At 66.9% G+C, this 22,132-nt stretch carries 27 protein-coding genes; 20 read left to right on the top strand and 7 right to left on the bottom strand.

Features of this window, described 5'->3' with window-relative positions; translation table 11 throughout:
• The first annotated feature begins 111 nt into the window (after nt 1-111).
• Nucleotides 112-1,194: a sn-glycerol-3-phosphate ABC transporter ATP-binding protein UgpC gene (ugpC, locus tag SSKA14_RS15445; protein WP_008267117.1), complete on the top strand. Its 1,083-nt coding sequence runs from the start codon at nt 112-114 to the stop codon at nt 1,192-1,194.
• A gap of 127 nt (nt 1,195-1,321) precedes the next feature.
• Here ugpC and SSKA14_RS15440 read toward each other — a convergent pair whose 3' ends face one another.
• A complete protein-coding gene (locus tag SSKA14_RS15440) occupies nt 1,322-2,197 on the bottom strand; it encodes a folate-binding protein YgfZ (protein WP_008265950.1) in 876 nt (291 codons plus the stop codon).
• Between the two features lie 39 nt (nt 2,198-2,236).
• Between SSKA14_RS15440 and SSKA14_RS24310 the strand changes: the two genes are divergently transcribed.
• From SSKA14_RS24310 to SSKA14_RS15395, 10 genes are all read left to right on the top strand, one after another.
• On the top strand, nt 2,237-2,407 hold the full coding sequence (locus tag SSKA14_RS24310; protein ID WP_005409075.1) for a DUF1674 domain-containing protein: 171 nt from the start codon (nt 2,237-2,239) through the stop codon (nt 2,405-2,407).
• Between the two features lie 56 nt (nt 2,408-2,463).
• Nucleotides 2,464-2,856: a succinate dehydrogenase, cytochrome b556 subunit gene (sdhC, locus tag SSKA14_RS15435; protein WP_005409076.1), complete on the top strand. Its 393-nt coding sequence runs from the start codon at nt 2,464-2,466 to the stop codon at nt 2,854-2,856.
• Complete coding sequence (sdhD, locus tag SSKA14_RS15430) at nt 2,853-3,239, top strand: succinate dehydrogenase, hydrophobic membrane anchor protein (protein WP_006432981.1); 387 nt, start codon at nt 2,853-2,855, stop codon at nt 3,237-3,239. Before sdhC ends, sdhD begins: the two co-directional genes overlap by 4 nt.
• Nucleotides 3,240-3,270: 31 nt before the next feature.
• Entirely contained in the window at nt 3,271-5,061 is a 1,791-nt protein-coding gene (sdhA, locus tag SSKA14_RS15425; RefSeq protein ID WP_008268193.1) for a succinate dehydrogenase flavoprotein subunit, read from the top strand.
• A 66-nt stretch (nt 5,062-5,127) separates the two neighbouring features.
• On the top strand, nt 5,128-5,913 hold the full coding sequence (locus SSKA14_RS15420; protein ID WP_005409079.1) for a succinate dehydrogenase iron-sulfur subunit: 786 nt from the start codon (nt 5,128-5,130) through the stop codon (nt 5,911-5,913).
• Between the two features lie 73 nt (nt 5,914-5,986).
• Nucleotides 5,987-6,235, top strand: coding sequence for a succinate dehydrogenase assembly factor 2 (locus SSKA14_RS15415; protein ID WP_005409080.1), 249 nt, complete (start codon nt 5,987-5,989; stop codon nt 6,233-6,235).
• Nucleotides 6,186-6,635 (top strand): hypothetical protein, encoded by a 450-nt coding sequence (locus SSKA14_RS15410; RefSeq protein ID WP_040008018.1) that lies wholly within the window; start codon nt 6,186-6,188, stop codon nt 6,633-6,635. The genes SSKA14_RS15415 and SSKA14_RS15410 overlap by 50 nt, the downstream gene beginning before the upstream one ends.
• Nucleotides 6,636-6,658: 23 nt before the next feature.
• Nucleotides 6,659-7,900, top strand: coding sequence for a lipoprotein-releasing ABC transporter permease subunit (locus SSKA14_RS15405; RefSeq protein ID WP_006433034.1), 1,242 nt, complete (start codon nt 6,659-6,661; stop codon nt 7,898-7,900).
• A complete protein-coding gene (lolD, locus tag SSKA14_RS15400; RefSeq protein ID WP_006433035.1) occupies nt 7,893-8,606 on the top strand; it encodes a lipoprotein-releasing ABC transporter ATP-binding protein LolD in 714 nt (237 codons plus the stop codon). Before SSKA14_RS15405 ends, lolD begins: the two co-directional genes overlap by 8 nt.
• A 221-nt stretch (nt 8,607-8,827) precedes the next feature.
• Nucleotides 8,828-9,280, top strand: coding sequence for a DUF6491 family protein (locus SSKA14_RS15395; protein ID WP_008265452.1), 453 nt, complete (start codon nt 8,828-8,830; stop codon nt 9,278-9,280).
• A 74-nt stretch (nt 9,281-9,354) separates the two neighbouring features.
• Here the strand turns inward: SSKA14_RS15395 and SSKA14_RS15390 are convergent, their stop codons facing one another.
• The 3 genes from SSKA14_RS15390 to ftsY all read right to left on the bottom strand — a co-directional run bounded on the left by SSKA14_RS15390 (nt 9,355) and on the right by ftsY (nt 12,153).
• A complete protein-coding gene (locus tag SSKA14_RS15390; RefSeq protein WP_008268317.1) occupies nt 9,355-9,624 on the bottom strand; it encodes an oxidative damage protection protein in 270 nt (89 codons plus the stop codon).
• A gap of 5 nt (nt 9,625-9,629) precedes the next feature.
• A complete protein-coding gene (mutY, locus tag SSKA14_RS15385) occupies nt 9,630-10,754 on the bottom strand; it encodes an A/G-specific adenine glycosylase (protein WP_008267615.1) in 1,125 nt (374 codons plus the stop codon).
• An 85-nt stretch (nt 10,755-10,839) separates the two neighbouring features.
• Nucleotides 10,840-12,153: a signal recognition particle-docking protein FtsY gene (gene ftsY / locus SSKA14_RS15380; protein WP_008267392.1), complete on the bottom strand. Its 1,314-nt coding sequence runs from the start codon at nt 12,151-12,153 to the stop codon at nt 10,840-10,842.
• Nucleotides 12,154-12,282: 129 nt separating this feature from the next.
• On the opposite strand from ftsY, the gene SSKA14_RS15375 reads away from it, so the two are divergent.
• Nucleotides 12,283-12,582 carry a hypothetical protein gene (locus tag SSKA14_RS15375; RefSeq protein WP_008266302.1) on the top strand — a complete coding sequence of 100 codons (300 nt, stop codon included), beginning with the start codon at nt 12,283-12,285 and terminating at the stop codon, nt 12,580-12,582.
• Nucleotides 12,583-12,806: 224 nt separating this feature from the next.
• On the opposite strand, the gene htpG is transcribed toward SSKA14_RS15375, so the two are convergent.
• Complete coding sequence (gene htpG, locus SSKA14_RS15370; protein ID WP_008267695.1) at nt 12,807-14,699, bottom strand: molecular chaperone HtpG; 1,893 nt, start codon at nt 14,697-14,699, stop codon at nt 12,807-12,809.
• Nucleotides 14,700-15,282: 583 nt separating this feature from the next.
• Between htpG and rsmD the strand changes: the two genes are divergently transcribed.
• The 6 genes from rsmD (at nt 15,283) to SSKA14_RS15340 (ending at nt 20,097) form a co-directional block, all read left to right on the top strand.
• Nucleotides 15,283-15,861: a 16S rRNA (guanine(966)-N(2))-methyltransferase RsmD gene (gene rsmD / locus SSKA14_RS15365; RefSeq protein WP_008268381.1), complete on the top strand. Its 579-nt coding sequence runs from the start codon at nt 15,283-15,285 to the stop codon at nt 15,859-15,861.
• Nucleotides 15,862-15,887: 26 nt separating this feature from the next.
• Nucleotides 15,888-16,397 carry a pantetheine-phosphate adenylyltransferase gene (coaD, locus tag SSKA14_RS15360; protein WP_008267036.1) on the top strand — a complete coding sequence of 170 codons (510 nt, stop codon included), beginning with the start codon at nt 15,888-15,890 and terminating at the stop codon, nt 16,395-16,397.
• Nucleotides 16,398-16,457: 60 nt separating this feature from the next.
• On the top strand, nt 16,458-16,949 hold the full coding sequence (locus SSKA14_RS15355; protein ID WP_008267340.1) for a hypothetical protein: 492 nt from the start codon (nt 16,458-16,460) through the stop codon (nt 16,947-16,949).
• Nucleotides 16,950-17,080: 131 nt separating this feature from the next.
• Nucleotides 17,081-17,362 carry a YfhL family 4Fe-4S dicluster ferredoxin gene (locus tag SSKA14_RS15350; RefSeq protein WP_004153175.1) on the top strand — a complete coding sequence of 94 codons (282 nt, stop codon included), beginning with the start codon at nt 17,081-17,083 and terminating at the stop codon, nt 17,360-17,362.
• Complete coding sequence (ggt, locus tag SSKA14_RS15345) at nt 17,359-19,089, top strand: gamma-glutamyltransferase (protein WP_008268417.1); 1,731 nt, start codon at nt 17,359-17,361, stop codon at nt 19,087-19,089. Before SSKA14_RS15350 ends, ggt begins: the two co-directional genes overlap by 4 nt.
• A gap of 120 nt (nt 19,090-19,209) precedes the next feature.
• Nucleotides 19,210-20,097 (top strand): MBL fold metallo-hydrolase, encoded by an 888-nt coding sequence (locus SSKA14_RS15340; protein WP_008264484.1) that lies wholly within the window; start codon nt 19,210-19,212, stop codon nt 20,095-20,097.
• 83 nt (nt 20,098-20,180) lie between these two features.
• Here the strand turns inward: SSKA14_RS15340 and SSKA14_RS15335 are convergent, their stop codons facing one another.
• Nucleotides 20,181-20,474, bottom strand: coding sequence for a PsiF family protein (locus SSKA14_RS15335; RefSeq protein WP_040008011.1), 294 nt, complete (start codon nt 20,472-20,474; stop codon nt 20,181-20,183).
• A gap of 59 nt (nt 20,475-20,533) precedes the next feature.
• Between SSKA14_RS15335 and SSKA14_RS15330 the strand changes: the two genes are divergently transcribed.
• Nucleotides 20,534-20,959 carry a metalloregulator ArsR/SmtB family transcription factor gene (locus SSKA14_RS15330; RefSeq protein WP_232281405.1) on the top strand — a complete coding sequence of 142 codons (426 nt, stop codon included), beginning with the start codon at nt 20,534-20,536 and terminating at the stop codon, nt 20,957-20,959.
• Complete coding sequence (locus SSKA14_RS15325; protein ID WP_008265093.1) at nt 20,940-21,419, top strand: SRPBCC family protein; 480 nt, start codon at nt 20,940-20,942, stop codon at nt 21,417-21,419. Before SSKA14_RS15330 ends, SSKA14_RS15325 begins: the two co-directional genes overlap by 20 nt.
• Before the next feature lie 63 nt (nt 21,420-21,482).
• Here the strand turns inward: SSKA14_RS15325 and upp are convergent, their stop codons facing one another.
• The gene (gene upp / locus SSKA14_RS15320; protein ID WP_008267054.1) at nt 21,483-22,115 is read right to left on the bottom strand and encodes a uracil phosphoribosyltransferase; all 633 of its coding nucleotides are present in this window, start codon (nt 22,113-22,115) and stop codon (nt 21,483-21,485) included.
• Between the last annotated feature and the right edge of the window lie 17 nt (nt 22,116-22,132).

The following is a 22,132-nucleotide window of genomic DNA, read 5'->3' as shown; positions in this document are numbered from 1 at the left end:
TCGATTGCAGTGCTCGCCGCCATGCGGCGGGCGCGCAATCATCACTGCCATCGGGAGGGCCGAGGCAGTCCCAAAAGACAGCCCGGCTTCGGGCGGACCGGATTAGGTGATATGGCAAAAGTGCAGTTGCAGGGTGTGCGCAAGGTCTATGACAACGGCCAGGTCGCGGTGAAGGACGCCAGCTTCGAGGTCGCCGACGGCGAGCTGATGGTGCTGGTCGGCCCGTCCGGCTGTGGCAAGTCGACCCTGCTGCGGATGGTGGCTGGGCTGGAAGAGATCAGCGGCGGCACGCTGACCATCGGCGATCGCGTGGTCAACGACGTGGCGCCGAAGGATCGCGACATCGCGATGGTGTTCCAGAGCTACGCGCTGTACCCGCACATGACCGTGGCCGAGAACCTGGCCTTCGGCCTGAAGCTGCGCGGCCATGACAAGGCCACGATCGACAAGCGCATCGCCGAGGCAGCGCAGACGCTTGGCCTGACCGAGATGATGGACAAGCTGCCCAAGGCGATGTCCGGCGGCCAGCGCCAGCGTGTTGCGCTGGGCCGCGCGCTGGTGCGTGAGCCGGCGGTGTTCCTGCTCGACGAGCCGCTGTCGAACCTGGATGCCAAGCTGCGCCACAGTGTGCGCACCGAGATCGCGCAGCTGCACCGCAAGCTGGGCACCACCATGATCTACGTGACACATGACCAGGTCGAAGCGATGACCCTGGGCCAGCGCATCGTGGTGCTGAAAGATGGCGTCATCCAGCAGATCGACACACCGATGGCGCTGTACGACCGCCCGGCCAATCTGTTCGTGGCCGGCTTCCTTGGCAGCCCGGCGATGAACGTGCTGCGTGGCACGCTGCAGGGCGACGCCGGTGGCGTGACCGTGGTTGATGGCGAATGGCGCGCGCCGCTGGGTCAGGCCACGATCGATCCGGCGTGGCTGCAGAAGCCGATCGCGGTGGGCGTGCGCCCGGAGCACCTGCAGCCGGCGACCGCCGACGATGCGCATGCGTTCAACGCGCGCATCGAAGGCATCGAACCGGTCGGTAACGAGATCTTCGTCAACCTGAGCAGTGGCCAGCATGCGCTGACCATGCGCGTGGCGCCGCAGGCGCTGCCGGCGGTGGGTGAGCAGATCCGCGTGGCGATCCACCCGCAGGGCCTGCATTTCTTCAATCCGGAAACCGGCGAGCGCCTGTAACGGGTAGTGCCGGCCGCTGGCCGGCAACCTCAACCAGGCTTGGTTGCCGGCCAGCGGCCGGCACTACCATTCATTCGCCGAAGGCGTGCGGACCAACGGTCCGCACCCACCGAAGCGTCGGGTGGATTCAGCGCGCCAATCCGTCCAGCAATGGCATGCGCTGCGCGACGGCACCGCCGACCTGCAGATCGGCGTCACTGGCCTCCAACGGCAACACCGCCAGCGCCAGGTCGCCGGCCACGCTGGCGATCGTGCCCAGCGCCGCGCCGTCCTGCTGCACGCCATCACCGGCCTGCGCCGGCATCGCGGTATGCAGCAGCTGCACCGCGCGCTTGGCCTTGCCGAGGAAGTGGGTGCGGGCGACGATCTCCTGGCCCGGGTAGCAACCCTTCTTCACGCTGTAGCCGTTCAGGCGATCCAGCCCCAGTTGCTGCGGAGTCCACACCTCGCGCTGGCTTTCCTCAAGCCGGGGCAGGCCGTAGCGCAGGTCGGCCTGGCGCCAGGCCAGGGCGAAGGCCGCCTCATCGGCCTCGCTGCCGGCGGCGAAGGCGTCGGCTGCGCCGATGCGCAGGGTGCGCGGCAGGGCATCGCTGCCCAGGTCCAGTTCCCAGCCGTCACCTGCGGCGTGCGCAATCGCGGCGCCACTGGCGGCCTCGGGCGCGGTGAAGGCGCCGGCCACCGCCAGGTCGCTGCGCACCAGCACCTTCACCTTGCGGCGGAACACGAAGCGCTGCAGTTGCGACGCAATCGCATCGGCATCGCCGTCGGCCAGCACCAGCAGCACGTGGTCCTCGGCCAGCCGCAGCAGCTGGAACACCGCCAGGGTGCGGCCCTTGGCGCTCAGCCAGGCACTCCACTGCCAATGAAGCAGGGGCAGGGCAGTCACGTCGCTGCTGAACTGGGCGTGGGCGAAAACGACCGCATCCGCACCCTGCAGGCTCAGCAGCGGGTGGCCGGGCAGGCGCGGATATCCGACGAAAGCAGGGGGCAGGTTGTCAGGCACGTGAACGAGGTCTAAAATTTGTGCGTTGCGAGACCGAACATGATAGGCCAAACAACCCCCACTCCCGACGACGAATCTGAAGCCCCGCTGGTCCCCGCGGCACCCGTGCCCGTGGAACAGGAAAAAGCAGAGGAATTCGGCGGCCGCGGCGGACTTGATCCGGTGCGGTACGGCGATTGGGAGAAAAACGGACGCTGCATCGATTTCTGATCAGCATTGAGCCAACGCGGCCGTGTGCCGCCCAGCCGAGACAACGAGCCCAGCGAATGGCGACCAGACAACGCCCACTTTCCCCGCACCTTCAGGTGTATCGCTGGCAGATTCAGATGGCCACCTCGATCCTGCATCGAGCCACTGGCGTCTTTCTGTCTGTTGGTGCCCTCATCATCGCCGCGGGCCTGCTGGCCCTGATGATGGGGCCCGAGTCCTGGAACTGCTTCACCGGCCATGCCGGGGCCTGGTATGGCCGCGTGTTCCTGTTCGCGTGGACATGGTCGTTCGCCTACCACCTGTGCAATGGCATCCGCCATGTGGTGCAGGACTTCGCCATCGGCTTCAGCATTCCCGCCTTCATCCGCAGCAGCTGGCTGTCGGTCACCGGCAGCCTGGTGATCACCCTGCTGGTGTGGGCCTATGTGATGTTCGGAGGTGCCGCGTGAGCAGGTTCCGTACCCCGTTGAAGAGCGTGCGCGGCCTCGGCTCGGCCAAGACCGGCACCGAACACTTCGTGCACCAGCGCCTGACCGCCGCCGCCCTGGTGGTGCTGGGCATCTGGTTCCTGGTCTTCGTGCTGAGCCTGCTGGGCTCGGACTACGCGACCGCCGCCGCCGCCGTGGCCAAGCCGTGGAATGCCGTGCCGCTGATCGGCCTGCTGATCGCCATGTTCTGGCACGCGCAGCTCGGCATGCAGGTCGTGCTGGAAGATTACATCCACGAATCGCTGCTGGCCCTGGTGCTGCAGACCGCGGTGAAGTTCGTCGCCGTGCTCGGCATGATCGTCAGTGTGTTTGCGGTGGGCCGCATCGCCCTCGGCGTTGCCTGAGCCCAGGCACCAACACAGGAATCCAGATTAGATGTCCGCTTACAAGATCACCGAACACAAGTACGACATGGTCGTGGTCGGCGCCGGCGGCGCCGGCCTGCGCGCCACGTTCGGCCTGGCCGCCAAGGGCCTGCAGACCGTGTGCCTGACCAAGGTCTTCCCGACCCGTTCGCACACCGTTGCCGCCCAGGGCGGTATCTCGGCCGCACTCGCCAACATGGGCGAGGACGACTGGCGCTACCACTTCTTCGACACCATCAAGGGTTCGGACTGGCTGGGCGACCAGGACGCCATCGAATACATGTGCCGTGAGGCCATCCCGGCCATCATCGAGCTCGAACACTACGGCGTGCCGTTCTCGCGCACCGCCGAAGGCAAGATCTACCAGCGTCCGTTCGGTGGCATGACCACCAAGTACGGCGAAGGCCCGGCGGCGCAGCGTACCTGTGCGGCGGCCGACCGTACCGGCCACGCGATGCTGCACACCCTGTACCAGCAGTCGCTGAAGCACGACGCGCGCTTCATGATCGAGTACTTCGCGCTCGACCTGATCTTCGATGACGAAGGCGCCTGCCGCGGTGTGCTGGCCCTGGACATGTCCGACGGCACCCTGCACCTGTTCCGCGCCCAGGGCGTGGTGCTGGCCACCGGCGGTTACGGCCGTGCCTACTTCAGCGCCACCTCGGCGCACACCTGCACCGGCGACGGTGGCGGCCTGGCCATGCGTGCCGGCATCGCCATGCAGGACATGGAGTTCGTGCAGTTCCACCCGACCGGCATCTACGGCGCCGGCTGCCTGATCACCGAGGGTGTCCGCGGTGAAGGCGGCATCCTGCGCAACAGCAGCGGCGAGCGCTTCATGGAGCGTTACGCACCGCACTACAAGGATCTGGCCTCGCGCGACGTGGTCAGCCGTTCGATGACCATCGAGATCCGCGAAGGCCGCGGCGTCGGCGAGCACAAGGACCACATCCTGCTCGACCTGACCCACCTCGGCCCGGGCGTGATCGACGAGAAGCTGCCGGGTATTGCCGAGAGCGCTCGCATCTTCGCCGGCGTCGACGTGCACAAGCAGCCGATCCCGGTGATCCCGACCGTGCACTACAACATGGGCGGCATCCCGACCAACTACCACGGCGAAGTCGTGCGCAAGGTCGGCGACAACCCCGATGCGGTGGTGCCGGGCCTGTACGCCATCGGCGAAGCGGCCTGCGTGTCCGTGCACGGTGCCAACCGCCTGGGTTCGAACTCGCTGCTGGACCTGGTGGTGTTCGGTCGTGCGGTGGCCAACCGCTGCGCCGAGACCATCAAGCCGGGCGCATCGCACAAGCCGCTGGCGTCTGATGCCTGCGACAAGGCACTGGGCCTGCTGGACAAGCTGCGCCACGCCAACGGCGATACCCCGACCTCGGTCATCCGCGATCGCATGCAGCGCACCATGCAGGCCGACGCGGCCGTCTTCCGCACCAGCCAGACGCTGAAGGAAGGCTGCGAGAAGATGGACAAGATCTTCGACTCGTTCCAGGACGTGAAGGTCTCCGACCGTTCGCTGGTGTGGAACTCGGACCTGATCGAGACCTACGAGCTGAACAACCTGCTGCTCAACGCGGTGGCGACGATCAACTCGGCCGAACAGCGCAAGGAAAGCCGCGGCGCGCATGCGCACGAGGACTTCCCGGACCGCGACGACGTCAACTGGCAGAAGCACACCCTGGTCAGCGTCGACGAGAAGGGCAAGTGCAGCTTCGACTACCGTCCGGTGCACATGTACACGTTGACCGACGACGTGTCCGTGGTGCCGCCGAAGCCGCGCGTGTACTGATCCGACCCCGCCTACCATGCAATCCGCGCCCACGGGCGCGGGCCGCCTGAGCCAACGAGAGCAGCCATGGCCGAGTTTTCACTCCCCAAGAATTCCAAGATCACGAAGGGCAAGCACTTCCCCGTCAAGAACGGCGGCAAGAACGTGCGCACCTTCAAGATCTACCGCTGGAGTCCGGACGACGACAGCAACCCGCGCACCGATACCTATGAAGTCGATCTGGACGCCTGTGGCCCGATGGTCCTGGACGCCCTGATCAAGATCAAGAACGAGATCGACCCGACCCTGACCTTCCGCCGCTCCTGCCGCGAAGGTATCTGTGGTTCGTGCGCGATGAACATCGATGGCACCAACACCCTGGCCTGCACCCGAGCCATCTCGGACTGCGGCAAGAAGGAAGTGCCGATCTACCCGCTGCCGCACATGAACGTGGTCAAGGATCTGGTTCCGGACCTGACCCACTTCTACGCGCAGTACGCCTCGATCAAGCCGTGGATCCGCACGCAGACCCCGGCGCCGCCGGACCGTGAGCGCCTGCAGTCGCCGGAAGACCGCAAGAAGCTGGACGGCCTCTACGAGTGCATCCTGTGCGCCTGCTGCTCGACCAGCTGCCCGAGCTACTGGTGGAACGGTGAGCGTTACCTTGGCCCGGCGATCCTGCTGCAGGCCTACCGCTGGATCATCGACTCGCGCGATGAGGACACCGGTGCGCGCCTGGACGATCTGGAAGATCCGTTCAAGCTGTACCGCTGCCACACCATCATGAACTGTGCCCGGACCTGCCCGAAGGGCCTGAACCCGGCGCTGGCGATCGCCGAGATCAAGAAGCTGATGATGGAACGCCGCGCCTGATACGGCGCCGGGTAGTTGCATGACCCCAGCAGAGCCACGCCATGCGTGGCTTTGCTGTATCTGGAGAAGCACGATGGAAGAAGATGTTCTGCTGAAGAAGCTGCGCTGGCGCTGCCGCCGCGGCATGCGCGAACTGGACCAGTTGTTCGGCCGTTACCTGGACCACGAATGGAGCACTGCGCCGACCGAAGAGCGCGAGGTTTTCCTGTTCCTGCTCGATTGCGAGGACGATAAGTTGTGGCGCTGGTTCATGGGCTATGAGGCCTGCCCGCATGCGCACGCGATCCCTCTCATGCAGAAAATCCTCGCCCTCAAGCCTTGAGTGGCGTCCCTCGCGGCTGCAGGCCGCCGCCCAGCTGGCGGTGCTGCTGGCCGCGCCCTGGCTGCTGCGCGCCTCGGAGCTGCCGCCACGCCTGCTGATGCCCGCCGTGCTGCTGGCCTGGGGCGTTGGCCTGGCCGAGCTGGCCTGGCGGCTGCGCAGGCCGCGCCTGCGGGTGCGGCTGCCGCCGCTTCCCGAGCCGCTGCAGGTGGCCGGGCAGGACATCGAGGGGCCACGGCTGGTGGTGCGTGGTGCCTGGCTGTTGTTGTCCTGGTGTGAGGGCCGACGCCGTCGGCACCTGTTGTTCTGGCCGGATGTGCTCGATTCCGGGCAGCGACGTGAACTGCGACTGGCCGTGGCCGCACGTGCCGTTTCCCGTCGGCCGCGTACGATGGCACCATAAGCTGAATTGACTGGCGTGCCTGCATGTTCAAACCCATCCCCGTGGCGATCGGCCTGCGCTATCTGCGCGCCAAGCGCCGCAACGGCTTCATCTCCTTCATCTCGATGGCATCGATCCTGGGCATTGCGCTCGGCGTTACGGTGCTGATCACCACCTTGGCGGTCATGAGCGGTTTCCAGAAGGAAATCCGCAGCCGCCTGCTGCAGATGACCGCGCATACCACCATCAGCCGCGATGGCGAGCCGATGCCGGACTGGATGCGTGTGGTCGACATCGCCAGCAAGGATCCGCGCGTGGCCGGCGCCGCGCCGTACATCGAGATCCAGTCGATGATCAGCGGCCCGCGCGTACAGGGTGCGATCATCCAGGGCATTGATCCGGCGCTGGAGCCGAAGGTGTCGGTGATCGACAAGAAGGTCACCAAGGGCAGCTACGACAGCCTCAAGCCGGGCAGCTTCAACCTGCTGCTGGGCAAGGAGCTGGCGATCTGGCTGGGCGTGGACGTCGGCGACCAGGTGCTGGTGACCTTCGCCGAAGTGCAGGGCACGCCTGCCGGCGCAGTGCCGCGGATGAAACGCTTCACCGTCAGCGGTATCTTCGAGGCCGGCTACAACGAGGTCGACCGTGGCGTCGGCTTCGCCAACATGCAGGACCTGGAGCGCGTGCTGCGCAGCGACGGCGCCACCGGCGTGCGGCTGAAACTGCACGACATGGACCGCTCGCTGGAGGTGGGCGTGGACCTGGCGCAGAGCCTCGGCGGCGCCTACCGCGTGAGTGACTGGACCCAGCAGAACGCCAACCTCTACCACTCGCTGCGCATGGAGAAGGTGGTGATGGGCATCCTGCTGTCGCTGATCATCGCGATGGGTGCGTTCAACCTGGTGTCCTCGCAGGTGATGCTGGTCACCGACAAGCAGGCCGATATCGCGATCCTGCGCACCCTCGGCCTGACCCCGGGTGGGGTGATGCAGGTGTTCATGGTGCAGGGTTCGCTGATCGGCATCTTCGGCACCCTGGCCGGGCTGATCGGTGGCATCACCCTGACCCTCAACCTGGAACGCATCCTCGGTGCCATCGAGGCGGTGTTCAACGTCAAGCTGATGCCTGAGGACGTGTACTACATCACCGGCCTGCCGACCGACATGCAGACCGGCGACGTGGTGGCGATCACCGTGGTCGCGCTGCTGATGAGCTTCCTGGCCACCCTGTATCCCGCCTGGCGGGCAGCACGCACCCAGCCGGCGGAGGCCCTGCGCTATGAATAAGGTCTTCAACCGCGGCGATGAAGTGATCCGCGCCGAAGCACTGGGCAAGACCTACGCCGAAGGGCGCATGCAGACCCCGGTGTTCGATGGCCTGGACCTGACCGTGACCGCCGGCGAGACGGTGGCGATCATCGGTGCGTCCGGCGCCGGCAAGAGCACGCTGCTGCACCTGCTGGGCGGCTTGGATGTTCCGACCGCTGGCGAGGTCTATGTGACCGGCCAACGCATGTCGGCGCTGTCGGATACTGCGCGCGGCCTGCTGCGCAACCAAGCGCTGGGCTTTGTCTACCAGTTCCATCACCTGCTGCCGGAATTCACCGCGCTGGAGAACGTGATGATGCCGGTGCTGCTGGCCGGTACCGCCGTTGCCGAGGCGTCCAGCCGGGCAACGGCGCTGCTGGAAGCGGTCGGCCTCGGCCATCGCCTGGACCACAAGCCGGGCGAGCTGTCCGGTGGCGAACGCCAGCGTGCCGCGGTGGCGCGCGCACTGGTCAACCATCCGGCCTGCGTGCTTGGCGACGAGCCGACCGGCAACCTGGATGACCGCACCGCCGGCACCGTGTTCGACCTGATGCTTGAACTCAACCGTGCGCGCCACACCAGCCTGGTGCTGGTCACCCACGACCGCAGCCTGGCGCGTCGTCTCGATCGGGTGCTGGAACTGCGTGAAGGGCGGCTGCACGCATTGGCCCACGCTGACGTCTGAGGCGCTGGTCCCGCTTGGGTGGAAGCCGACCCTGGTCGGCTGCTGCTGCGGGGCAAGCGCCAACCAAGGTTGGCGACTACCGGATTCCGGAGCCTTGGGCCTGCTTTGGTAGAGGTCGATCTTGGTCGACCGCCGACCGGCGCCTGAATGGGGCTCGCGGTCGTCGCGCGAACCCCACCCTGGCAGGCGCATGATGGCGACAGTACCCCGAGGAGATCGCCATGAAGACCCCGATCCTGATGGCCGGCCTCTGCCTGGCTCTGGCCGCCTGTGCGACCACCGGCCGGCTCAGCAGCGCCGAGAAGCTGGACCTGTACCGTGCGCATGCCGGTGCGCCGCAGAACGACATGCAGTTCTTCGGCAGCCTCAATGGCTGGACCGAACTGGGAGACAGCGCGCTGGCGGTATGGACCCGCCCCAGCGAAGCCTATCTGCTGGAGTTGAACGGCCCCTGTCAGGACCTGACCTTTGCCACCGCCATCGGCCTGACCAGCCAGATGAATCGCGTTTCGACGCGCTTCGACAAGGTGCTGGTGCGCGACCCCACGGGCGGCCCACGCATGCCGTGCTTCATCAAGAGCATCCGCAAGCTGGACGTGAAGGCGTTGCGTGCGTCCGAGCAGGAGCTGCGCCAGGCCCAGGTGCAGGAGCGCGAGGAAGACACGAAGAAATAGCGGGGTAGTGCCGGCCGCTGGCCGGCTTCGGGCAGATGCCGTGTTGCCGGCCAGCGGCCGGCACTACCGGTGTATCAGGCTTCCGGGGTGAAGCCGGCCGGCTTCTCCGCGTCCCTTTCGAACAGGAACTTGACCAGTTCGCCTTCCAGGAACGCGCGGTGCTCCGGCGTGCGGGGCGAAAGGCGGTTTTCGTTGATCAGCATGGTCTGGTGCGCCAGCCACGCCGCCCAGGCCTGCTTGCCGATGTTGTTGAAGATGCGCTGGCCCAGTTCGCCGGGGTAGGGCACGAAGTCCAGGCCCTCGGCATCGCGTTGTTCGTACTGGCAGAAGACGGTTCGGGACATGGCACTCACTCGTGGTTGCGGGGTTTCTTGGAATTTCGTTTCGACGCCTTGATGGCGGTGCCGTCGAGCAGCTTGCGGATCGGCGCGGGCAGGCCCAGCGCGGGCAGTTCGTCGGCAGCGACCCAGCGCAGCGTGGGTTCTTCCACGCGCAGGCCGTGTACCTGCCGTGACAGTACCTGCAGATGCAGCTTGTAGTGGCTGAAGGTGTGCTGCAGCACCGGCAGTTCCTCGGCATCTTCCAATGAACCGTCGACGTGCGCATCGAACCAGTCCTGCAGCATGCTGCCGGCTTCGGCCTGCGGCAGCGTCCACAGCTGCGCCCAGATGCCGGTGTCCGGCCGTTTCTGCAGCAGCACGCGCTGTTGGGCGTCGCGCAGGAGCAGCGCCACTGCTTCGCGTTCGGGCAGCGTCTTGCTCGGCTTGGGCGTGGGCAGTTCGCTGGTGCGGCCTTCGCGGCGTGCCACGCAGTCGTCCTGCAGCGGGCAGATCACGCAGGCCGGTTTCGCGCGGCTGCAGACGGTCGCGCCCAGGTCCATCTGCGCCTGGGTGTAGTCGGCCATGCGCCCGGCCGGCACCTGCGCCACATGCGCCTCGGCGATCACCCACAGCTGCCTCTCGATGGCCGGCAGGCCGGGAAAGCCGTCGATGTCGTGGTAGCGGCTGAGCACGCGCTTGACGTTGCCGTCGAGGATCGCGAACGGGTCGTTCCAGGCCTGGCTGAGGATCGCGCCAGCGGTGCTGCGGCCGATGCCGGGCAGGGCGTGCAGTGCATCGAAATCGCGCGGCAGGTCGCCGTCGTGCACTTCCACGCAGCGCTTGGCGGCGGCGTGCAGGTTGCGTGCGCGGGCGTAGTAGCCGAGCCCGGCCCACTGTGCCATCACCGCGTCGTTGCTGGCCGCGGCTAGGTCGGGAAGGGTCGGGAAGTGCTGCAGGAACCGCAGGAAATACGGGATGACCGTGGCCACCTGGGTCTGCTGCAGCATGATCTCCGACAGCCAGACCCGGTACGGGCTGCGCGGGTGCTGCCAGGGCAGGTCGTGGCGGCCGTGGCCGTCGAACCAGTGCAGCAGGCGGGCAACGAAGCCGTCTTCCTGGGCAGTGTCGGCGCTGGCGTGCGGCTGGCGTGGCATCGGTGTTCCGGAGAAAGGCAGCCCGCCATGCGGTGGCTCTACGCAGATTGCAGTAGAGCCACGCCATGCGTGGCTGCACGGTATATCAGGCGCCCAGCGCTTCAGGCAGCAGGGCGTCGACGAAGGCTTCCGGATCGAACACGCGCAGGTCTTCCGGGCGCTCGCCGATGCCGGCGAAGCGGATCGGGATGCCGAACTCGCGGGCCAGCGCGAACACCACGCCGCCCTTGGCGGTGCCGTCCAGCTTGGTCACCACCAGGCCGGTCACGTTCACCGCGGCATTGAACTGGCGCAGCTGCGACAGCGCGTTCTGGCCGGTGGTGCCATCGATCACCATCAGCACTTCGTGCGGGGCGGTGGGGTCGATCTTGCCGAGCACGCGGCGGATCTTGCCCAGTTCGTTCATCAGCCCGGACTGGGTGTGCAGGCGGCCGGCGGTGTCGGCGATCAGCACCGAGGTGCCGCGGGCCTTGCCGGCCTGCAGCGCATCGAATGCCACCGATGCGGCATCGGCGTTCTGCCCCTGGGCGACCACGGCCACGCCGTTGCGCTCGCCCCAGGCCTGCAGCTGGGCCACGGCGGCGGCGCGGAAGGTATCGCCGGCGGCCAGCATCAGGCTGTGGCCGTCGTCCTTGAAGCGTTTGGCCAGCTTGCCGATGGTGGTGGTCTTGCCAACGCCGTTGACACCGACGGTGAGCACCACGAAGGGCTTGGCGTTGCGATCGATCACCAGCGGCTTGGCCACCGGCTGCAGGATCGCGATCAGTTCGCTGCGCAGCGCGGCCAGCAGCGCATTGGCGTCGGCGAATTCGCGCGACTTCATGCGCTTGCGCAGGCCTTCTACCAGGTCGGTGGTGGCTCCGACGCCAACATCGGCGGTGATCAGCGCGGTTTCCAGCTCGTCCAGCAGGTCGTCGTCGAGCTTGGGGTTGCGCGAGAACAGGCCGCCGAAGCTGCGTGCGATGACGCTGTTGCGCAGGCGCTCGCGCCAGCCCGGCTTGCCGGCCGGAGCCGGGGCGGCGTCGACCAGCACCGGCAGATCAGCGGCAGGCGCAGCCGTTGCTTCGGCCGGGGTTACCGGCGCCAGCGGCGCGAGCACGGCAGCAGCGGCCAGGGCTTCGGCTTCGAAGTCCTCTGCGGCGATGACGCGTTCCGCAGCCGGCGGTGCCGGTGCGGCGGCCGGCGCTTCGGGCACTGCGACCGGCGCAGGTGCAGGCGTCGGCGCGGGCGTGGCAGCCTCGGGCGTGTCCGGCGCGGCTAGCGGAGCGGCCGGGGCTTCGTCGACCGGGGCAGCGGACGGGAATGCCGCCGCCAGCTCTTCAGCCGAGTAGTGCTGGGTCTTGGGCGCCTCGGTTGCGGGGGCGTCCTGGGGCTTCTTGCGGCGGAAAAAACTGAGCATTGGCAAAAGGCGCTGAAATCAGAGGGATATGCTACCACTCGGGCCTGTCGGGCCGATGTGGACTCAAGGACGCGGCCTGCCGGCCGTTAACCGGTCCGGAGGGCTGCGCAGGGCGGCCTGGAGACCGCCATGAACAACGTGATGGGAATGGCCCTCGGCGGAATGCGCGCGGCCCAGCAGGGCGTGCAGGTGGCCGCACACAACGTGGCCAACCTGGCGACTCCCGATGCCCAGCGCCTGCAGCTGCAGCGTGCAGAGGACGGGCAGGGCGGGGTGGGGACGACAGTTGCCGGGGCTGATCCGGATCCGACGGCGCCGCTGGGTGACCTGTTGGCGGCCCGGGCCGAAGTGGTCGCGTTCGCCGCCAACGCCTCGGTGATCCGCCGCCAGGACCAGATGCTGGGCTCGCTGCTGGACCGGGACGCTTGAGCCGCCCGGCGTTGGTGGGTGTCAAGCCTGGCACGCTCGACCCGCCTTGGTAGGTGCCAACCTTGGTTGGCACGCTCGACCCGCCTTGGTAGGTGTCAACCTTGGTTGACACGCCTTTGGAGCGCCAACCAAGGTTGGCATCTACCAGAGCAGGGATGCCAACCAAGGTTGGCATCCACCAGCACCCGGTAGCGCCGGGCCATGCCCGGCGACCACCCTGTCGGTCAGGCCGACAGTTCCAGCAGCAGCTTGTTCAGGCGCGCCACATAGGCGCCCGGGTCCTTCAGGCTGTCACCAGCGGCCAGTGCGGCCTGGTCGAACAGCACGCGACCGAGGTCGTCGAAGCGCGTGCCATCGGCTTCGGCATCCAGCTTGGCGATCAGCGGGTGGCCCGGGTTGATCTCCAGCACCGGCTTGCTGTCCGGCACCTTCTGCCCGCTGGCTTCCAGGATCTGGCGCATCTGCAGGCCCAGGTCCTGCTCGCCGATGGCCAGCACCGCCGGCGAATCGGTCAGGCGGTGCGAGACGCGCACTTCGGCCACATCGTCGCCCAGTACCGTCTTCAGGCGCTCCACCAGGCCCTGCTTGTCCTTGGCCGCCGCTTCCTGCTCCTGCTTGTCCGCCTCGGTTTCCAGTGCGCCCAGGTCGAGGTCGCCACGTGCGATGTCGACGAAGCCCTTGCCGTCGAAATCGGTCAGGTAGCCCATCAGCCACTCGTCGATGCGGTCGGTCAGCAGCAGCACTTCCACGCCCTTCTTGCGGAACACTTCCAGGTGCGGGCTGTTGCGAACCTGGCTGTAGCTCTCGCCGGTCAGGTAGTAGATCTTGTCCTGGCCTTCGGTCATGCGGCCGAGGTAGTCGGCCAGCGACACGCTCTGCGCGTCGCCGTCGCCACGGGTGGAGGCGAAGCGCAGCAGGCCGGCCACCTTCTCGCGGTTGTTGTAGTCCTCGGCCGGGCCTTCCTTCAGTACCTGGCCGAATTCCTTCCAGAACGTGGCGTACTGCTCGGGCTTGTCGGCGGCCAGCTTTTCCAGCATGTCCAGCGAGCGCTTGGTGAGCGCGGCCTTCATCGAATCGATGACCGGGCCTGACTGCAGGATCTCGCGCGAGACGTTCAGCGACAGGTCGTTGGAATCGACCACGCCCTTGATGAAGCGCAGGTACAGCGGCAGGAACTGCTCGGCCTGGTCCATCACGAACACGCGTTGCACGTACAGCTTCAGGCCCTTGGGCGCATCGCGGTGGTAGAGGTCAAACGGCGCGCGGCCGGGCACGTACAGCAGCGAGGTGTACTCCAGCTTGCCCTCAACCTTGTTGTGGCTCCACGCAAGCGGGTCGCTGTGGTCGTGCGCCACGTGCTTGTAGAACTCGGTGTACTCGGCGTCGCTGATCTCGGTGCGCGGGCGGGTCCACAGCGCGCTGGCGCGGTTGACGGTTTCCCACTCGACTGCTGCACCTTCTTCGCCACCTTCCTTCGGCATCTGGATCGGCAGGCCGATGTGGTCCGAATACTTCTTGAGGATGCTGCGCAGGCGCCAGCCGTCGGCGAAGTCATGCTCGCCGTCCTTCAGGTGCAGCACGATGCGGGTGCCACGCTCGGCCTTGTCGACGGTGGCGACGTCGAAATCGCCTTCGCCGCGCGAACTCCAGCGCACGCCTTCGCCGGCAGGCAGGCCGGCGCGGCGCGAGGTGACTTCCACTTCATCGGCAACGATGAAGGCGCTGTAGAAGCCGACGCCGAACTGGCCGATCAGCTGCGAATCCTTCTTCTGGTCGCCGGACAGCTGGCGCAGGAAGTCACCGGTGCCGGACTTGGCGATGGTGCCGAGGTGGGCGATGGCTTCGGCGCGGCTCATGCCGATGCCGTTGTCTTCGATGGTGATGGTGTGGGCGGCGGAGTCGAAGCTGACGCGCACGCGCAGGTCGCTGTCGCCTTCCAGCAGGGCCGGCTGGGTCAGGGCCTCGAAGCGCAGCTTGTCGGCGGCGTCGGCGGCGTTGGAGACCAGCTCGCGGAGGAAGATTTCCTTGTTGGAATACAGCGAGTGGATCATCAGCTGCAGCAGCTGCTTGACTTCGGTCTGGAAGCCAAGGGTTTCGGTCTGGGGGGTCTCGGTCATCGATAAGGCTCCGTGTGCAATGCCGCGCCAGCGCGTGCGGCCTCGCCAAGGGGTATGGCTGATTGTCCCGAAATCAAGGGGTTGGTCTGGCAGGGTTGCACCCGGGTACGCGTCATCGCATGCGCGCTGCCGCTCCCACGCTTCGCTTCGCGAACCGCGGGCCCCACTTACCAGCCTCCATACCCCCGCCGCTTCGCGGCCGCCCCCTGACTCAGGGGGCTCTCCTCCAGATGCGATTCCATGGCTGGAGGGGAAGAGCAAGCGTGAATCCGACTCCATCACATCTTTCGATATCTGACAGATGTTCATCCACGCATGGCGTGGATCTACAGATCGCGGAAGTCTGTCGAAGGCGGGGTGGGTCAGGTTGTGGGGGTGTCCGCGGCATGGATGCCGCGGCCAAGCCCCCAAGGATGGGTTCACGGCGTCCCCCACAACCTGACCCGCCCCGCCAACCCACAGGAAGCCAGCTTTTGAAGTTGCTTCGGCTGTTGCTGTGGCTTCTGCGGGTTCCGGGCGCCGCCCGGACGACTACAATCCCCTTCATGCTGAAATTCTCGAATACCTCCCGCCGGTGGCGCCGGTGAGCGGCCGCGGTGGCAAGGACGGCCAGGTCCGCATCATCGGTGGCCGCTGGCGCAATACCCGTTTGCCGGTGCCGACCCTGCCGGGCCTGCGACCGAGCAGCGACCGCGTGCGCGAAACCCTGTTCAACTGGCTGATGCCCCGACTGGGCGGGGCGCGGGTGCTCGACCTGTTCGCCGGCAGCGGCGCGCTGGGCCTGGAGGCCGTCTCGCGCGGCGCCGCCCACGCCACCCTGGTCGAGCGCGATGCCCAGCTCGGGCGCAACCTGTCCGCCGCCGTCGCCAAGCTGCAGGCGGTAGACCAGGTCACCGTGGTCCAGGCCGATGCCCTGCGCTGGCTGCAAAGCGCCCCGGCGCAGCAGGCCGACCTGGTGTTCATCGATCCGCCGTTCGCCGACGGCCTCTGGCAGGACGTACTGGCCCAGCTGCCGCGGCACCTGGCCGCCGATGCCTGGCTGTACCTGGAATCGCCCGCCGGCCACGTGCCCGTGCTGCCGCCGGAATGGCTGCTGCACCGCGAGGGCGGCACCCGCGAGGTGCGCTTTGCCCTGTACCGCCGCGCCACTGCTACACTTTGACCTCATCTGAACATCTGCATCCGCCCATGACCGTGGCCAACCGCCGCATCGCCGTCTACCCCGGCACGTTCGACCCCATCACCAACGGTCATATCGACCTGGTGAGCCGGGCCGCGCCGCTGTTCGAAAAGGTCGTGGTGGGCGTGGCGCAGAGCCCGTCCAAGGGCCCGGCCCTGCCGCTGGAGCAGCGCGTGCAGCTGGCCCGGGGCGCCCTGGGTCACCACAGCAATGTCGAAGTCATCGGCTTCGATACCCTGCTGGCCCATTTCGTACGTTCGGTCCAGGGGGGAGTGCTGCTGCGCGGCCTGCGCGCGGTGTCCGACTTCGAATACGAGTTCCAGATGGCCAGCATGAATCGCCATCTGATTCCCGAAGTCGAGACCCTGTTCCTGACCCCGGCCGAGCAGCACAGCTTCATTTCGTCCTCGCTGGTCCGCGAGATCGCGCGCCTGGGCGGTGACGTGTCCGGTTTCGTGCCGGCCGCGGTGCTCGAAGCCCTGCGCAAGGTCCGCGAAGCGAAGTCGGCACAGTCGTAAGTCCCGCTGTACCCGCACCCCATTACGTACACCACCACGCACCATTCCGGGAGGAAACCCATGAACACCACCATGCGCGCGATGCTGATCGCTTCGTTGGCCCTGGCCTTCACCGCCTGCAAGAAGGAAGAGGCCGCTCCGGTCGACGAAGCCAAGCAGGCGCTGGTCGCGCCGGCCAAGGACGACGATGCGGGCTGGAAGAAGTACCTGCAGGAAGTGGCCATCCAGAACATGGGCAACATCACCAACAGCCCGTTCCTGTACTACCTCTCGCCGGAATCGGACCCGGACTTCCAGGCCAAGTACGAGCGCCAGACCGAGAGCGCGACCCAGGCCGTGGCCCGTGGCGTGCAGCCGGGCAACATGCTGGCCTTCGGTTCGTCGGCCTCGGGCAAGATGGCTGACATGATCCAGGCCGTGTTCAAGGACGTGGGGCCGGATTCGATGAAGGGCGTGCGCGTCGTCTTCATCGGCCAGTCGGCCGACAACGCCCGCGTGCAGGCTGCGATCCAGCCGACCGGTGCCGAGTACATTTTCGTCGAAGCCAAGTAAGACCGAGCCATGGCGGCCATGCTCCGGCATGGCCCGGGCGGCGCTCCGCAAGCGCGCCGCTGATGACCTGACCGGCCCGCGCGCCCGCGCTGGCCGGTCCTTGTCCCAAGGCGCGGGCGAGGAGTATCGCCATGTCGCTGAAAATCAACGAGCTCTGCGTCAACTGCGACGTATGCGAGCCGGCCTGCCCGAACCAGGCCATTGCGATGGGTGAAACCATCTACGTGATCGACCCTGCGCGCTGCACCGAATGCGTGGGTCATTTCGACGAACCACAGTGCGTGGTCGTCTGCCCGGTCGAATGCATCGACCCGGATCCGGAGATCGTGGAAACGGAAGACCAGCTGCTGGCCAAGCTGCGCCAGCTGCAGCACGATCACCCCGAACTCTATGCGGAGCCCCCATCCGAATGAAGACGCTGATCGTCCGCCCCCTGCTGCTGCTCGGCCTGCTGCTGAGCCCGATGGCCTGGGCCGACAGCCCGGCCCGTGCCGAGCGCCCCGAGGGTGCCGCCATTGCCAGTGGCCATGCGCTGGCTACCCAGGCCGGCATCGACATCCTGGCGCAGGGCGGCAATGCCTTCGACGCCGCGGTGGCCGTATCGTCCACGCTGGCGGTGGTCGAACCGATCAGTTCCGGGCTGGGCGGCGGTGGCTTCTTCCTGCTGCACGACGCGGCCACCGGCAAGGACGTGATGCTGGACGCGCGCGAGACTGCACCGGCTGCGGCAACGCCGCAGGCGTTCCTCGACAAGCAGGGCAACCTCGACCGTGACCGCTCGGTCAATGGCGCCTGGTCGGCCGGTATTCCGGGCCTGCCTGCGGCGCTGGTCGAACTGTCGGCCAAGCATGGCAAGCTGCCGCTGTCGGCGTCGCTGCAGCCGGCCATCCGCATCGCGCGCGAAGGTTTCCCGGTGTACGAGCGCATGGCCAAGGGCTATGCCTCGCGCCGTGAAGTGATGGAGCGCTTCCCCGGCACCCGCGAGGTCTACCTGCGCAACGGCAAGCCGATTGCCACCGGCGACCTGTTCAAGCAGCCGGAACTGGCACAGACGCTGGAACGCCTCGCCTCCGGTGGCTTCGACGGCTTCTACAAGGGCCAGACCGGCAGACTGCTGCTGGAAGGCGTGAAGCAGGCGGGCGGCAAATGGACCGCCGAGGAACTGGCCGGATACCGCGTGAAGCAGCGCGAACCGATCGTCTTCAACTACAACGGCTGGAAGATCACCACCGCGCCGCCGCCGTCGTCGGGTGGTATCGCGCTGGCCAGCATGCTGCAGATCCTGGAAGGCTGGGATATCAGGAAGATGGACCCGGCCCACCGCACCCACCTGGTGGTGGAGTCGATGCGTCGCGCCTACCGTGACCGCACCTTCTTCCTCGGCGATCCGGACTTCGTGCAGATCCCGCAGAAGGTGCTGACCAGCAAGGATTACGCGCAGGGCCTGCGGGCCACCATCCATCCGGAAAAGGCCACGCCCAGCGACCTGCTGTCGGGCAACCCGACGCCGCTGGAAGATGACGAGACCACCCACTTCTCGATCATCGACCGCGACGGCAACCGCGTCGGCGCCACCCAGACCGTCAACCTGCTGTACGGCTCGGGGCTGATTCCGAAGGGCACCGGCGTGCTGCTGAACAACGAGATGGATGACTTCGCGCTGAAGCCGGGCACGCCCAACGCGTTCGGTGTGATGGGCTATGAAGCCAATGCGCCGAAGGCGGGCAAGCGCATGCTCAGCTCGATGACGCCGACCTTTATGGAGAACGCCGACAAGGTGGTGGTGCTGGGCACCCCGGGTGGCAGCCGCATCATCACCATGGTGCTGCTGGGCATCCTCGGCTACGACGCCGGCCTGGATGCGCAACAGGTGGCTGCCTTGCCGCGCTACCACCACCAGTGGCTGCCGGACCTGATCGAAGCCGAGGACGATGCGTTCGACGCCGATACCGTGAAGCAGCTGCAGGCGATGGGCCACAGGATCGACCTGCCAGGCAACGTCGCTGCCGGTGGCCGCGGTTCCAGTCACGTCTGGGGCAACCTGCAGACCGTGGAATGGGACCGCAAGTCCAACACGCTGTTCGGCGGCAGTGACCCGCGCAACCCGGTGGGCAGCGCCCAGGTCGTGCCAGCGCGCTGATCCGGTTGTGTCGGCCGCTGGCCGGCAATCCGCTGGATCATCGAAACCCCGCCCGCAACGGCGGGGTTTTCCGTTTCCTTTCTAGCGATTATTTAACGAGCAGGCGCCGATAATCGACCCATGAAACTCTGGTCTATTCGTGGAAACTCGCAGCGCCTCGATGGTGGTGCGATGTTCGGCAACGCGCCGCGCGCGTTATGGGAAAAATGGGCAGCGCCGGACGAGCTCAACCGCATCGAGCTGGCCTGCCGTGCGCTGCTTGCCAGCCCGCTGGAAGGCAAGACGGTGTTGTTCGAAACCGGTATCGGCGCGTTCTTCGATCCGCGCATGCGCGAGCGCTATGGCGTGCAGGAAAGCCAGCACGTGCTGATCGATTCGCTGCGCGAAGCCGGTTTCGAACACGAGGACATCGATGTGGTGGTGCTCAGCCACCTGCACTTCGATCATGCCGGTGGCCTGCTGGCGGCATGGAGCGAAGGGCGGGAGCCCGAGCTGCTGTTCCCCAACGCGACCTACGTGGTGGGCGCACAGCACTGGCAGCGCGCCGTGCAGCCGCATCCGCGGGATCGGGCCAGCTTCATTCCGGAGCTGCCGGGCCTGCTGCAGGCCAGTGGCCGCCTGGAAGTGGTGGACGGGGAATACTCCAGGGCGTTGGGGCGCAGCGTGCGTTTCAGCTACAGCGATGGCCACACGCCAGGGCTGATGCTGGCCGAGATCGTCGGCCATGCGCATGCCGGCGAGGGTGCGCATGGTGGCGTGGTGTTCTGCGCCGACCTGATTCCGGGCCGCTCATGGGTACACGTGCCGATCACCATGGGCTACGACCGCAACGCCGAGCTGCTGATCGACGAGAAGCGGCAGTTCCTCGAGGACAAGCTGGCGCGCAACGTGCATCTGTTCTTCACCCACGATCCGCAGGTGGCGTTGGCGCAGCTCGGTCGCGATGACAAGGGTCGTTTCGTCACCCTGCATGAGCAGGGTGAACTGAAGGCGCGCGCATTGGGGTAATGAAATGGCCGGGCAATGCCCGGCCTTCCACGGATCGGTGGATCCACGCCAGGCGTGGATGCCGGTTCATCCGGGCGTGAGCGTTACGACGCCTTCAGGCAGCTGCTCATGAAGGTCTTGCGCGCATCACCGGCCAGCTTCTTGGCACCCGCATCGGCGTTGCACTTCTTCATGCGTTCCTGTGGCGTGGTCGCGGCCTTGGTTTCGGCGGCATGGCTACTGAGGCACGAACTCTGCGCGGTCTTGTAGGCGTCGCCCTTCAATCCCTTGTTCTTGGCCGAGCATTCGGCCATGCGCTGCTGCTGCGGGGTGGTGGCGTTGGCGGCCAGTGGCAGGCCGACCAGCAGGACAGCGGCCATCAGGAAAGACGCTTTCATCGGGGTGCTCCAAGCGGTGGCGGGTGCGCGGAGCATTGGCTTGTGGGCGGGAAGGCCACGTGAAGAAACCCGCCCTGGCCGGACTCGCTTGCATCGGCATTCAGATCGGCGTATTACTTAGCCATATGGGTAAGTATGATCCAGGCCTCCAGGCCGTCTTCCACGCGCTGGCCGACCCGACGCGCTGCGCGATCGTGACGACGCTGGGGCAGGGACCGTGCACCGTGTCGATGCTGGCCGAGCCGTTCGAGATGGCCTTGCCCTCGCTGATGAAACATCTGGCCGTGCTGGAACGCAGCGGCGTGGTGCGCAGCCACAAGCAGGGGCGCATACGCACCTGCGAACTGGTGCCGGCGCGGCTCGAGCAGGCCGAGCAATGGCTGGCCGCGCAGCGTGCCGTGTGGGAAGCACGCGCCGACCGCATGGTCGCGTTTGTTGAAACCCTTCACCGACAGGAGCAGGCCCATGGCCGTGGACGCAGGTAGCAACCCCGACACCGATCTGGTCATCAGCCGCGTATTGAACGCACCGCGCGCGGCACTCTGGCGGGCCTGGACGGACCCCGAACTGCTGTGCCAGTGGTGGTGCCCAAAGCCGTGGACCACCGAGGTGCGTGCGTTCGACCTGCGCCCTGGCGGGGCCTTCCACACCTTCATGCAGGGCCCCGATGGCGGCAGCAGTGACAATCCGGGCAGCTTCCTGGAGATCGTGCCGCAGCAGCGACTGGTGTTCACCTCGATGCTGGGCGCGGGCTGGCGCCCGCAGTCACCGTGGCTGAGCTTCACCGCCATCATCACGATGGAGGACGAGGGCCGGGGCTGCCGTTACACCGCGCGGGTGATGCACCCGGACAAGGCGCTGCGTGACCAGCATGAGCAGCTGGGTTTCTTCGACGGCTGGAACACTGCCATCGGCCAGCTGGAAGCCTTCGCGGCCGGGCTGTAGGCCGGAATGCGGGATGGGGTCAGATCCCTTTCGAAGAAAGGGCTCTGACCCCGGCTCGCCGGATCAACCGACGCGGGTACCGAAGATGCGGTCACCGGCATCGCCCAGGCCCGGCAGGATGTAGCCCTTGTCATTGAGCTGGGCATCGATGGCCGCGGTGTAGATCTCCACGTCCGGATGCACGGCCTTGACCGCGTCGATGCCTTCCGGCGCGGCCACCAGGAAGATGCCCTTGATGCGGCGCGCGCCTGCGCGCTTGAGCATGTCGATGGTGGCGATCAGGGTGCCGCCGGTGGCCAGCATCGGATCCAGGATCAGCGCATCGCGCTCTTCCAGGCGACCGGTCAGGCGCTCGAAGTAGGGCACCGGCTGCAGGGTTTCCTCATCACGCTGCAGGCCGACCACGCTGACGCGGGCGGCCGGGATCAGCGACAGCACGCCGCTGAGCATGCCCAGGCCGGCACGCAGGATCGGCACCACGGTGATCTTGGCGCCGGCGATGCGCTGCACGGTGACCGGGCCGGCCCAGCCGGACAGGGTGTGCGGCTCGGTGTCCAGGTCGGCGGTGGCCTCGTAGGCCAGCAGCGTGCCCAGCTCGTTGGCCAGCTCGCGGAAATCCTTGGTGCTGAGTGCGGCGTTGCGCATCAGGCCGATCTTGTGCTGCACCAGCGGATGGCGCACTTCGACGATCTTCATGGTCGGGAAGGGGAAAA

Source organism: Stenotrophomonas sp. SKA14 (assembly GCF_000158575.1).
Lineage (GTDB): Bacteria > Pseudomonadota > Gammaproteobacteria > Xanthomonadales > Xanthomonadaceae > Stenotrophomonas > Stenotrophomonas forensis.
This window is presented reverse-complemented; position numbering and strand designations above follow the sequence as displayed.